This window comes from Serratia sp. Sp408, assembly GCF_057180665.1.
The window spans coordinates 93463-105957 of the sequence record NZ_JBXUFT010000002.1 but is presented as its reverse complement, the minus strand read 5'-3'; the positions used below and the strand labels follow the sequence as shown (position 1 = coordinate 105957).

General features: G+C 58.8%; 11 protein-coding genes. 3 read left to right on the top strand and 8 right to left on the bottom strand.

The window, feature by feature from the left end:
• Positions 1 to 5: 5 nt before the first annotated feature.
• A complete protein-coding gene (locus tag AC2AXP_RS11290) occupies positions 6 to 2171 on the top strand; it encodes a YgiQ family radical SAM protein (RefSeq protein ID WP_484381687.1) in 2166 nt (721 codons plus the stop codon).
• A gap of 80 nt (positions 2172 to 2251) precedes the next feature.
• Here AC2AXP_RS11290 and AC2AXP_RS11285 read toward each other — a convergent pair whose 3' ends face one another.
• From AC2AXP_RS11285 to AC2AXP_RS11270, 4 genes are all read right to left on the bottom strand, one after another.
• Positions 2252 to 2854: a transglycosylase SLT domain-containing protein gene (locus AC2AXP_RS11285; protein WP_484381686.1), complete on the bottom strand. Its 603-nt coding sequence runs from the start codon at positions 2852 to 2854 to the stop codon at positions 2252 to 2254.
• 144 nt (positions 2855 to 2998) lie between these two features.
• A complete protein-coding gene (gene dkgA / locus AC2AXP_RS11280; protein ID WP_198773745.1) occupies positions 2999 to 3820 on the bottom strand; it encodes a 2,5-didehydrogluconate reductase DkgA in 822 nt (273 codons plus the stop codon).
• 83 nt (positions 3821 to 3903) lie between these two features.
• The gene (gene yqhD, locus AC2AXP_RS11275) at positions 3904 to 5067 is read right to left on the bottom strand and encodes an alcohol dehydrogenase (RefSeq protein ID WP_004958356.1); all 1164 of its coding nucleotides are present in this window, start codon (positions 5065 to 5067) and stop codon (positions 3904 to 3906) included.
• Between the two features lie 3 nt (positions 5068 to 5070).
• On the bottom strand, positions 5071 to 5811 hold the full coding sequence (locus tag AC2AXP_RS11270; protein WP_004958358.1) for an NADPH-dependent oxidoreductase: 741 nt from the start codon (positions 5809 to 5811) through the stop codon (positions 5071 to 5073).
• 211 nt (positions 5812 to 6022) lie between these two features.
• Between AC2AXP_RS11270 and AC2AXP_RS11265 the strand changes: the two genes are divergently transcribed.
• On the top strand, positions 6023 to 6940 hold the full coding sequence (locus AC2AXP_RS11265) for an AraC family transcriptional regulator (protein ID WP_273869195.1): 918 nt from the start codon (positions 6023 to 6025) through the stop codon (positions 6938 to 6940).
• Here AC2AXP_RS11265 and AC2AXP_RS11260 read toward each other — a convergent pair.
• The gene (locus AC2AXP_RS11260; RefSeq protein ID WP_004958363.1) at positions 6927 to 7952 is read right to left on the bottom strand and encodes a zinc-dependent alcohol dehydrogenase family protein; all 1026 of its coding nucleotides are present in this window, start codon (positions 7950 to 7952) and stop codon (positions 6927 to 6929) included. The genes AC2AXP_RS11265 and AC2AXP_RS11260 overlap by 14 nt on opposite strands.
• Before the next feature lie 104 nt (positions 7953 to 8056).
• On the opposite strand from AC2AXP_RS11260, the gene AC2AXP_RS11255 reads away from it, so the two are divergent.
• A complete protein-coding gene (locus AC2AXP_RS11255) occupies positions 8057 to 8977 on the top strand; it encodes a LysR family transcriptional regulator (protein ID WP_273869192.1) in 921 nt (306 codons plus the stop codon).
• Positions 8978 to 8995: 18 nt separating this feature from the next.
• Here AC2AXP_RS11255 and AC2AXP_RS11250 read toward each other — a convergent pair whose 3' ends face one another.
• The 3 genes from AC2AXP_RS11250 to AC2AXP_RS11240 all read right to left on the bottom strand — a co-directional run bounded on the left by AC2AXP_RS11250 (position 8996) and on the right by AC2AXP_RS11240 (position 12486).
• On the bottom strand, positions 8996 to 9655 hold the full coding sequence (locus tag AC2AXP_RS11250; RefSeq protein ID WP_004958367.1) for a DedA family protein: 660 nt from the start codon (positions 9653 to 9655) through the stop codon (positions 8996 to 8998).
• A 256-nt stretch (positions 9656 to 9911) separates the two neighbouring features.
• Positions 9912 to 11102, bottom strand: coding sequence for a cystathionine beta-lyase (metC, locus tag AC2AXP_RS11245; protein ID WP_004958370.1), 1191 nt, complete (start codon positions 11100 to 11102; stop codon positions 9912 to 9914).
• Between the two features lie 94 nt (positions 11103 to 11196).
• A complete protein-coding gene (locus AC2AXP_RS11240) occupies positions 11197 to 12486 on the bottom strand; it encodes a TRAP transporter large permease (RefSeq protein WP_004958372.1) in 1290 nt (429 codons plus the stop codon).
• Positions 12487 to 12495 lie beyond the last annotated feature (9 nt).

The following is a 12495-nucleotide window of genomic DNA, read 5'->3' as shown; positions in this document are numbered from 1 at the left end:
CTCGAATGAGCACCACCAGCCTGATCCAACCGGATCGCGAACTGTTTTCCTACAAGCCTTATTGGGCCGAATGTTATGGCACTGCGCCATTTTTACCGATGTCGCGTGAAGAGATGGACCAATTGGGCTGGGACAGCTGTGATGTGATTATTATCAGCGGTGATGCCTATGTCGATCATCCCAGCTTCGGCATGGCGATTATCGGCCGCATGCTGGAGGCGCAGGGGTTCCGCGTGGGCATCATCGCCCAGCCGGACTGGAGCAACAAAGACGACTTCATGCGTTTGGGCAAACCGAACCTGTTTTTCGGCATCACCGCCGGCAATATGGATTCGATGATCAACCGCTATACCGCCGACCGCAAGCTGCGCCATGACGATGCCTATACTCCGGGTAACGTCGGCGGCAAACGTCCCGATCGTGCGACGCTGGTGTATACCCAGCGCTGCAAGGAAGCCTATAAAGACGTGCCGATCGTGCTCGGTGGCATCGAAGCCAGCCTGCGCCGCATCTCCCATTACGACTACTGGTCCGATACCGTACGCCGTTCAATCCTGGTGGATTCCAAGGCCGATATGCTGATCTACGGCAATGGCGAGCGTCCGCTGGTGGAAGTGGCGCACCGTCTGGCCGCCGGCGAGAAAATTGCCGACATCCACGACATCCGCAATACCGCGGTGATGCGCAAAGGCCCGTTGCCGGGCTGGAGCGGAGTGGATTCCACCCGTCTGGACAAGCCGGGGCGCATTGAACCGATCCCGAACCCGTATGGTGAAGACCTGCCGTGCGCCGACGGTAGCAAGCCAGAACCGGAAGCCAAACCGGTCACCGTGCGTGCCGCCAAGCCAAAACCGTGGGAAAAAACCTACGTACTGCTGCCATCGTTTGAGAAAGTGAAGGCAGACAAAGTACTGTACGCCCATACCTCGCGCATTTTGCATCATGAAACCAATCCGGGCTGTGCCCGTGCGCTGATGCAAAAGCACGGCGATCGCTACGTATGGCTTAACCCGCCGGCGATCCCGCTGACCACGCCGGAAATGGACAGCGTCTTCGCGCTGCCTTATCAACGCGTGCCGCACCCGTCCTACGGCGAGGCGCGTATTCCGGCCTATGACATGATCCGTTTCTCGGTCAACATCATGCGCGGCTGCTACGGCGGCTGTTCGTTCTGTTCGATCACCGAACATGAAGGGCGCATCATCCAGAGCCGTTCCGAAGATTCGATCATTCGTGAAATTGAAGAAATTCGCGACAAAGTGCCGGGCTTTACCGGCGTGATTTCCGATCTCGGTGGTCCCACCGCCAACATGTACATGTTGCGCTGTACCAACCCGCGCGCCGAGCAGACCTGCCGCCGCGCCTCGTGCGTGTATCCGGAAATCTGCACCTATATGGATACCAACCACGAGCCGACTATCAAGCTGTATCGCCGCGCGCGCGAACTGGAAGGGGTGAAGAAGATCCTGATCGCTTCCGGTGTGCGTTACGATCTGGCGGTAGAAGATCCGCGTTATATCAAGGAACTGGCCACCCACCACGTCGGCGGCTATCTGAAGATTGCGCCGGAACATACCGAAACCGGGCCGCTGTCGAAGATGATGAAGCCGGGGATGGGCAGTTACGATCGTTTCAAGCAGCTGTTCGATCACTATTCGAAGCAGGCCGGAAAAGAACAGTACCTGATCCCGTACTTTATCTCCTCGCACCCGGGAACGCGCGACGAGGATATGGTCAATCTGGCGCTGTGGCTGAAGAAGAACCGCTTCCGTCTCGATCAGGTGCAGAACTTCTACCCGTCGCCGATGGCCAATTCCACTACCATGTACTACAGCGGCAAAAACCCGCTGAGCAAAGTGGGTTACAAAACCGAAGACGTATTTATCCCGCGCGGCGATCGTCAGCGCCGCCTGCATAAGGCGTTGCTGCGTTATCACGATCCGGCCAACTGGGCGCTGATTCGTGGCGCGCTGGAAGAGATGGGCATGAAGCATTTGATCGTCGGCAGCCGCGAATGCCTGGTACCGGCACCGAGCATTGATGAGCAACGCGAGGCCAAACGCCTGCAGCGCCACACTCGCCCGGCGTTGACCAAACACACGGATATCCAGCGCCAGCGCACGCCAACCAACAAGCCGCCACGCAAGCCGATCCGTAACGGCAAGCCGTAATCGCCACGCCTTGGCGTAAAATGGACATACCGATCTCCAGCGGGCACGGCTAATCACCGTGCCCGCTGTGTTTATCGGGCTTACAGCTGACTATATGCCGCTTCTACCTTGTTCAGGTAGCGTGGCGCCTGTGCCGACGGGTGATGCTGGCTTACATGCCAGCGGAAGGCTTCCGGCGACAGATTGTTGATCATGCGCACCGCCTGTTTGCGGTTGCTGGAGAAGGTGCGCAGCAGCGCCCCTGCGCCGTTGACGTAGGCGACCTCGGTGGCATAACGCAGCGTTACCGGGTCATCGATTCCCTTGAGTTGACGTTGCAGCGACGCCAGATAGGCAGCGCCCAGATCGATATTGGTCTCTGGATCGAGCAGGTCGTCGTCGTCCGGACAGCCGCTTTTCCCTTTGAAACGATAGGCATCGCAACCGGCGGTGGAGGCCTTGAGCTGCATCAGCCCAACCGCATTGGAGCGGCTGACGGCTTGCGGGTTAAAGCCCGATTCTACCTGGATCATCGCAGTAATCAGTTTGGCGTCAACGTCATAATCGTCAGCGGCATCTTCGATGGCATCGTCAAACGCGTGCCGGTCGTAGCTGACGTGCTGCGGTTTGCTGGAACAGCCGGCCAGTATCAACATGGCCAGGGTAATGCCCAGATGTGAACGGGAGGAGATAGAGAAGTTCATGGTGCTCCGTGCTGTAATGAATGTTCGCGCAGTGCGGGAAACCGCAGCAGTATCGCGCCATCATAACGTCAGCAGAGGCAAATATCTTGCGCAAAAAGGCAGGATCCCGCCCGCTCCCGGCTGGAAGAAGGGCGGGGCCGGCAGTTACAGCGTTTCCGGGTTCGGCCCCAGACGGTGACCGGTGTCCAGCTTGGCGATTTGACTCAATTCGTCTTTATCCAGTTTAAAATCAAACACCTCGAAGTTCTCGCGAATACGTCTTGGCGTAACGGATTTCGGAATGACGATCAAACCGCAGTCCAGATGCCAGCGTATGACAATCTGCGCCGGGGTCTTTTGGTATTTTTCCGCCAGCTTTTTAATCACCGGCTGGTCAAACACGCCCTTGCCGCCCTGCGCCAATGGGCTCCAGGATTCAGTGGCGATTTTATGGGTGGCATTCCAGGCGTGCAATTGACGCTGTTGCAGCAACGGATGCAGTTCGATTTGGTTAATCACCGGCATAACGCCGGTTTCGTCCTGCAGGCGTTGCAGATACGCAACGTGGAAATTGCACACGCCGATGCTCTTCGCCAGCCCCTGCTCACGCAGTGCGATCAGGTCGCGCCAGGCATCGACGTATTGATCCTGTGACGGCCGGGGCCAGTGGATCAGATACAGATCGACGTAGTCCAATTTCAGCTTTTTCAGGCTGGTTTCCAGCGCCGCCTGCGGATTGCCCTGATCGTCGTTCCACAGTTTGGTGGTGATGAACAGGTCGCTGCGGGCTATCGAGGCTGACTGCAGCGCATTGCCGACGCCTTCCTCGTTTTTATAGATTGCAGCGGTATCAATGGAGCGATAACCCACTCGCAGGGCTTCAGCCACGGCGTTGGTTGTCTCTTCAATGCTCGCCTGCCAAACGCCGAGACCCAACTGCGGCATCAGATTACCATCGTGGAGTTTGATGATGGGTTGCGTTGTCATGCGTTTCTCCTTTTGACCTGATTGCCGGCTCCGATCGTCAAGAGCCGGGAATTAAAGCCTAGCAGGAAATCACCAGGTTGTGATTAACGTGCCGCCTGGTAGATGCGCTCGCTGACCGCCAGCGTGATGTCCTGATGTTCACCCAGGGCAGTCATGCCGTGCTGTTGCAGCTTATCGAGCAGCGCCGGGATGCTGCTACCGTCAAGCTGATAGTCCGCCATACGGGTCGGCACGCCCATTTTTTCGAAGAATTCGCGGGTGGCGGCGATTGCCGCATCGATACGCTGTTCTTCAGAACCGTCGCGCAGGCCCCAGACGCGCTCGGCGTATTGCAGCAGTTTTTCGCGTTTTTGCGCTTTCTTTTCCACCAATAGCGCGGGCAACACGATCGCCAGCGTTTGAGCATGGTCGAGGCCGTGCATGGCGGTCAGCTCATGGCCCAGCATATGGGTGGCCCAATCCTGCGGCACGCCGGCGCCAATCAGACCGTTCAATGCCATGGTGGCGCTCCACATCACGTTGGCGCGTACCGCGTAGTTTTCTGGCTCGGCCAGCGCACGCGGGCCGTCTTCCAGCAGCGTTAACAGCAGACCTTCGGCAAAGCGATCCTGAACCTTGGCGTCCACCGGATAGGTCAGGTACTGCTCAATGGTATGTACGAAGGCGTCGACCACGCCGTTGGCGATCTGGCGTGCTGGCAGCGAATAGGTCACCACCGGATCGAGCACCGCGAACAGCGGTTGTACCAGCGGTGAGAAAAAGTGCTGCTTGTCGCCGCTGCTTTTACGGGTGATCACCGCGCCGCTGTTGGACTCGGAACCGGTCGCCGGCAGGGTGAGCACGCAGCCCATTGGCACCGCCTGGGTGATTTCGCTGCCGACGGTTTGCAGAATGTGCCACGGGTCGCGGTCGGCGCTGTAGTCAGCCGCGGCGGCAATGAATTTGGTGCCGTCAACCACCGAACCGCCGCCGACCGCCAGCAGAAAATCGATGTTTTCTGCGCGCACGATGTCTACCGCTTTCATCAGCGTTTCGTAAGTCGGGTTGGGCTCAATGCCGGAAAATTCCTGCACGTTGCGGCCGGCCAGTGCGGCATAGACCTGATCCAGCACGCCGTTTTTCTTCACGCTGCCACCACCGTAGGTGATCAGGATGCGCGCATCGGCCGGGATCTGCTGGCCCAGTTCGGCAATTTGATCTTTACCGAACAGAATTTTAGTCGGGGTATGAAGAATAAAGTTTTGCATAGGTTATTTGTCCAGTTTGAAGCCTTGTTGCCGAATGGCGGGAAGCACATTCGGGAAATAAATATGTTGGTAATAGCTGGCGGTATTGTTGCCCCAGTCATCGCCGTCGCTGCGGCCGATCTGCTGCCAGTGCTGTACCAGCGTCTGGTTGTAGGCCTTGATGGCATCCGGCAGCGTTTCACGTTGATAGCGCTCTTCGTGACGGAAGCTGGCCAGCGGCAGGCGGGGTTTCTGCGCGGCCGGCTGGTCGACGTAGCCGATGGCCACGCCGGCGACAGGAAACGTCAGCTCCGGCAACTGCAGAAAATCGATCATCGCCTGCGGATCGCGGCGGATACCGCCGATCGGCACAATACCCAGACCGTGCGAACGTGCGGCGGTCATCAGCGCGCCGAGGGCGATGCCGACGTCGGTGCTGCCGGAAATCAGGCTCTCAACGCTTTGATGCGCCAGCTGTTGTTTGCCGCTTATTGCCATGCCAAGACGGGTTTTGTGCATATCCAGCACCACGGTGATGAACACCGGCGCCTTGGCGATCCACGCCTGGCCGCCGGCCATCTCGGCGATGCGCGCACGCTGTTCGGCGTTGCGTGTAACGATCAGTGAAACCTGTTGCGAGTTCACCGAGGTCGGCGCCAGATGCGCGGCGGCGATAATGCTGTCGAGCACCTCATCGGCGATCGGCGTATCGAGATAGCTGCGTTCGCTGCGATGCGAGGTTAGCAATTCTAGAGTCGGGTTCATGGCACTCCTGCGCGGTTGGCGACGCCTTGCCTAAAAGCCCAAACGGCGGCAGCGGGCGTCAAAGTCATGGAGCGTATTGTCAGTAACCTGGGGCAACATCACAATGCACATTCCTGTTTGGTTCTTGCCTATTTCTACGAAAGACTATAGAAATGGATAGGTTTATATTATTATTTATGCCGGATTGTTCTGGCTGTAAGAGGGTGTTTCCGTGTCCGAAATTAATGAACTGCGCGGCCGCATGGCGCGACAGGCCGCGCGTTTTGCCAACGGCAATGGCTATACGCCCTCGCCGGTGCCGCGAGTAAAAATTCTGTATGTCGACCAACACAGCCCGCGCCAGCCGGTAATGTATGAACCGGGCATCGTGATCATCTTTCAAGGACACAAGGTCGGTTATTGCGGCAGCAAGGTGTTCCAGTACGATCCGCGCAACTATCTGCTGATGACGGTGCCGCTGCCGTTTGAATGCGAAACCTTTGCCAGCCCGCAACAGCCGCTGGTGGGGATGGCCGTCAATATTGATACCCAGATGCTGCAGGATCTGCTGATCGACATCGGCGACGATGATTACCTGATGAAGCCGTATGCCGACAGCAACGGCGTCAACTGCGCGCCGCTGGGCGACGAGATGCTGTGCGCCACCGAGCGTTTGCTGGACGTGATGGAACGCCCACTTGATGCGCGGGTTTTGGGGCCGCAGATCGTGCGCGAAATCCTGTATTACGTGCTGCGTGGCAGCTGTGGCGCGTCGTTGCAGGAACTGGTCAACCGGCATACCCACTTCAGCCAGATCGCCAGAGCGTTACGGCGGATTGAAAACCAGTATGCGGAAAGCCTGAACGTTGAGGCGCTGGCCAGCGAAGTCAACATGAGCGTGTCGGCGTTTCATCATAATTTCAAGGCGGTGACCAATACCTCGCCGTTGCAGTACGTCAAATCATACCGCTTGCACAAGGCGCGGCTGCTGATGGTGCACGACGGACTCAAGGCCAGCACCGCCGCGATTCGCGTCGGTTATGAGAGCGCGTCGCAATTTAGCCGTGAATTCAAACGTTTCTTCGGCGTAACGCCGAGCGATGAGCTCGCCCGGCTGCGTGGCACCGGCGCTGCGTTTATGGAAGGGTAAGCACGATTTTACCGAAGGCGCCGCGATCGAGGTGATCCAGCGCGTCAGGCAAACGATCGAAACGGTAGCGCTGTTCGATCACCGGTTGCAGGCCACTGGCATCCACCGCGCGCACCAAATCCTCCAGCGCGCGGCGGTGGCCGACGCCGATGCCTTGCACCGTCGGCGATTTCAGCAGCAGCAAACCGGCCGAGCCGGCAAGCTCGAACCCTTCCAGTGCGCCGATGACCGAAATGCGGCCGTGTACCGCCACTGCGCGCAGAGAGTTGGCCAGGTTGCTGCCGCCGACGGTGTCGATGACGTGATCGACGCCGCGATCCTGCGTCATCTGATACAGCGTTTCCACCCAGTCGCCCTGCAGGCGGTTGATGCCGTAATCGGCGCCCAGCGCTTTGGCCTGATTCAGCTTCTGCTCGCTGGCGGAGGTCAGGTAAACCTGCGCACCATGCGCTTTGGCAATTTGCAGCGCGAACAGCGCCACGCCGCCGGTGCCTTGCACCAGTACCGTTTGCCCGGCGCGTAACTGGCCGCGTTCGATCAGCGCAAACCAGGCGGTGAGCCCGGCCACCGGTAGCGTACTGGCCTGGGCATCGTCCAGCGTATGCGGTGCGGCGCTGAGCCAGTCTTCATCTACTACGATATATTCCGCCAGTACGCCCTGATAAAACCCGCCCAAGGTGTTATAGGGTGGAGTTCGGGCATTGCCGCGCGGTTGGCCGTCCAGCCAGCCGGGGGCAAAGTTCGAAATGACCCGATCGCCGAGGCGAAAGCGGCTGGCTTCGGCGCCCACGGCGTCAATCTCGCCGGCCATATCCGACCCCGGAGTGAACGGCAGCGGCATCTTCACCGGCATCTGGCCTTCAATCACCATTTTGTCGCGGTAATTCAGCGCGATGGCCTTTACCCTGACCCGCACCTGATGCGGTGCTGGCTGCGGAATATCGCCGTAACCCAATTGCAGATTCTCTCGCCCGACGGCGTTCATGGTCCAACGTTGCATGGTGTTCGCCATGGTTTTCTCCCAGTGATTAAACAGACCGGGCCATGTTATCGTTGATTCTATTTCGCTAGTGGCGATAATATTTCTTTTTATTGTTTCCTTTTTGGCTACAAATTATGAGCGATCGGTTGAATGGCATCTCGGTGTTTGTCACCGCCGTGGAGGCCGGCAATTTTGCGCTGGCGGCCAGCCGGCTGCATCTGTCACGTTCGGCGGTGGGCAAAACCATCGCCCGGCTGGAGCAGCGGCTTGGCGTACGGCTGTTTCATCGCACCACCCGCAGCCAAAATCTGACCGATGACGGTGCGTTGTTCTATGAACGTTGCCTGCGCGCGCTGGAGGAGATCCGCACGGCGGAAACGCTGCTGGAAAGTGGCAAACGGCAGGTGAGCGGGCGGCTGAGAGTATCGATGCCGGTACTGTTTGGTCGCCTGTGTATTGCGCCGATCCTGACCGAACTGGCCCGTGAACACCCACAGCTGGAACTGGAGCTGTCGTTTAACGACCGACTGGTGGACATGATCGAGGATGGTTTTGATCTGGTGGTGCGCAACGGCGCGTTGCCGGACAGCGCACGGCTGGTGGCCCGGCGTCTGGGCAATCACCACATGGCGTTTTGCGCCTCGCCGGCCTATCTGGCGCGTTGTGGCGAACCGACCACGCTGGACGCGCTGGCGCAGCACGATGCGGTGGCCTATCTGCGATCCGGCACGATACGCAACTGGGAAGTGCCGCTGGAACAGGGTGAAACCCGGCTGATTGCGCCCCGGGCGCGGCTGGTGATGGACGATCTGCAAGCGCTGGCGGATGCGACGATGGCGGGGTTTGGCATCGGCTGGTTACCGTGCTGGCTGGTGCGCGATCAATTGCTCAGCGGTGAACTGGTACGGGTGTTGCAGCAGTATCCGGGTGCCGAGTTCAACGCGCATGCCCTGTGGCCGCACACGCCGCATCTGCCGTTAAAGGTCCGTCTGGCCGTGGATGCGCTGGCGAACAAACTGCCCGCCAGCATGGCGTTGATTGAGGCGCAGCTGTAAAGACGGCGTTATCCGCGCTCAGGAGGCGCTGCGCTTTTTACGCCAGATCACCAGCATCGCGCCGAGCAGGCCAATCACCAGCAGCACGATCGGCAGGATCATCAACCCGGCCATCACCTGATCTTCGTAGCGTTTTACCAGCGGGATTTGGCTGAACGCATAGCCGAGGCTGACCACGGCACCGACCCAAATCACCGCGCTCAGCCAGTTGAAGAACTGGAAACGGCTATTGCTGAGACCGGAGATGCCGGCGATGGTGGGCAGCAAAGTGCGCACAAACGCCAGAAATCGGCCGATCAGCAGCGCCATCAGGCCATGGCGGTTAAACAGCATATGCGCCCGCTGGTGGTACTGCACAGGCAGTTGCAACAGCCAGCTTTTCACCAGACCGGTATGGCCGAGCCAGCGGCCCTGCAGGTAGCTGAGCCAACAGCCGAGGCTGGCGGCCAGCGTCAGCAGAAGCAGGGTCGGCACGAAGGCCATGACGCCCTTGGCAATCAGGGCACCTGCCAGCAGCAGCAGGCTGTCGCCGGGCAGGAAGGAGGCGGGGAGTAAACCATTTTCCAAAAACAGTGTGGTGAAAAGCACTGCGTAAACCACCCAGATCACGCCGGGATCGGCCAAGGCCGTAAAGTCCTGTTGCCAAAGCGCGTGAACAATCTCTCTCAATACATCCATTCTATGTCCTGTTGCGCCGGTGCGGGGTAAAGCGAATAGCGATATGCCCAGAATCAACGGAGGTGCGGGAAGGCGGCGGCCGAGCGACCCGGGGGCGCTTACTCCGCCAGGCGGCAAGTAAGGCGGCCAACACGCTAACAGCTTCACGTAAGGTGGCTATAGTGTACCCCTAATGGTTTCACAGCACATTAAACCAGAGGTAGAAATGTGTGCCAAAAGGCGCTTTTAGCGATGCGTTATGGCCGTGACTCAGCAATCAGCTGGCGATACGCGCAAAACCGGCAGCCAGATCGTCGATCAGATCCTGTACGTTTTCCAGACCGATATGCACCCGTACCAGCGTACCGACAAAATCAACGCCGCCCGCCGGGCGAATAGCGTCCAGTTCTTCGGGCTGATTGGCCAGGATCAGCGACTCAAAGCCGCCCCAGGAATAGGCCATGGTGAAATGGCGGAAGTTGTCGAGATAATCGGTCAACTGTTGTTCGCTTAGCCGCTGCGTCAACACAAAGGAAAACAGGCCGTTACAGCCGTTGAAATCACGTTGGTAAAATGCATGGCCCTTGCAGCTCGGCAGCGCCGGGTGATTTACCCTCGCCACTTCCGGGCGTTCGGCCAGCCATTGCGCCACCGCAATACTATTTTGTTCATGCTGTTTTAGCCGCACCGCCAGGGTGCGCAAGCCGCGGCTGGCCATATAGGCGGTATCGGCATCGACCATCTGGCCCATCAAATAGGAATACTCGCGCAGTTGATCCCAACAGCGGGCGTTGGCAACGGCGGTGCCGAGCATATAGTCGGAATGGCCGATGATGTATTTGGTGCCGGCCTGAATGGAGATATCGATGTCGAACTCCAGCGCCTTGAACAGAACCCCTGCCGCCCAGGTGTTGTCGATCATGATGACAATCTCCGGGTTGACGGCGCGAATGGCCTTGACCATGGCAGGAATATCCTGCACCTCCATGGTGATGGAGCCGGGAGACTCCAGAAACACCACTTTGGTATTGGGCTGGATCAGCTCGGCAATGCCGGCGCCGATCAGCGGATCGAAGTAGCCGGTGGCGACATTCATGCGGCCGAGAATATGGGTGCAGAAGTCCTGCGTCGGTTCATACACCGAGCCGGTCACCAGCACGTGGTCGCCGGCGCTGACGAACGACAGGATAGCGTTGGACACCGCCGCTGCACCGCACGGGTAGAGCACGCAGCCCGCGCCGCCTTCCAGTTCGGTCATCGCGTCCTGCAGTGCAAAGTGGGTCAGGGTACCGCGCCGGCCATAAAACAGTTCGCCATGCGCCCGCTGGGCGGTAGCTTGCCGTTTTGCCGCCACGGAATCGAACACCAGTGAAGACGCACGCTGCGTGACCGGGTTAACCGCTCCCTGGGTATAGCGTTTACTGCGGCCAACGCCGATCAACGCGGTTTCAAGATGTTTGGACGTCATGCAGGCTCACCCTATTGCTGTTCACTGGCAGAATGTTTGCTACGTTAACATGACGTCGCTTAGCCATCCAGACGTTTTTACATCTATATCTTGCTCAGCCCATCAAACCAAACAGATGCGGCAGCCACAGTGAGATGGCGGGGATATAGGTTACCAACAGCAGCACCATAAACAGCACGCAGTAGAATGGCATCATGGCCTTCACTACCGCTTCTATCTTCTGCTTGCTCACTGCGCTGGCAACGAACAACACCGACCCTACCGGCGGCGTGATCAGGCCGATGCCCAGATTGACCATCATGATCATGCCGAAGTGTACCGGATCGATGCCCAGCGCATTGGTCACCGGCAACAGCACCGGCGTCAGGATCAGAATCAGCGGCGCCATGTCCATCAGCGTGCCGAGCACCAGCAGCATCACGTTGATGCACATCAGGATCACGTACTTGTTTTGCGAGATGGCGGTAAAGAACTCGGTAATGCGCATCGGCAGCTGCATGTAGGTCATCACCGCGCCAAAGCAGGCGGCAAAGCCGATCAGAATCATCACGATGGTGACGGTTTTGATGGTGCGATACATCAGGTTGGGCAGCTCCGACCATTTGTAGTCGCGGTAGATGAACATGGTGACGAAGAACGACCACAGACAGGCAATGGCGGCGGACTCGGTGGCGGTGAACACGCCGGACATGATGCCGCCCATGATGATCACCACCGTCATCAGACCCCACAGCGTGTCGAGGCAGATTTTCAGCGCCTCGCGAAACGGGATCGCCTCACCTTTCGGGTAGCCGCGCTTATGGGCAAAGCCGACGCACATTACCATCAGCGATGTGCACAGCAACAGTCCCGGCAGAATGCCGGCGACAAACAGCGCGGCGATCGATACCGTACCGCCGGCCGCCAGCGAATAAATCACGGCGTTGTGACTGGGCGGGATCAAGATGGCCTGGACCGAACCGCTGGCGGTGACCGAGGCGGCGTAGTCGCGCGGATAGCCCTTTTTCTCCATTTCCGGCACCATCACCGAGCCGATCGACGCGGTATCCGCCACCGACGAGCCGGAAATGGCGCCAAAAAAGGTAGAGGCGACTATGTTTACCAACGACAGGCCACCGCGCACGAAGCCGACAAAGATATAGGCGAAGCTCACCAGCCGCCGTGCGATGCCACCTTCCGCCATGATGGCACCGGCAAGAATAAAGAACGGGATCGCCAGCAGGGAAAACTTGTTCACGCCGTTGGTCATCTGGATCATCAGCGCCTCCAGCGGCAGATCGATCCATAACGCGCCGGCGATGGCGCTCAAGCCGACGGCGTAGGCCACCGGCACCCCGACCGCCAACAGCACGGCGAGGGAACAAAGCAGAATAAATGCGTCCACGGGCGAGCT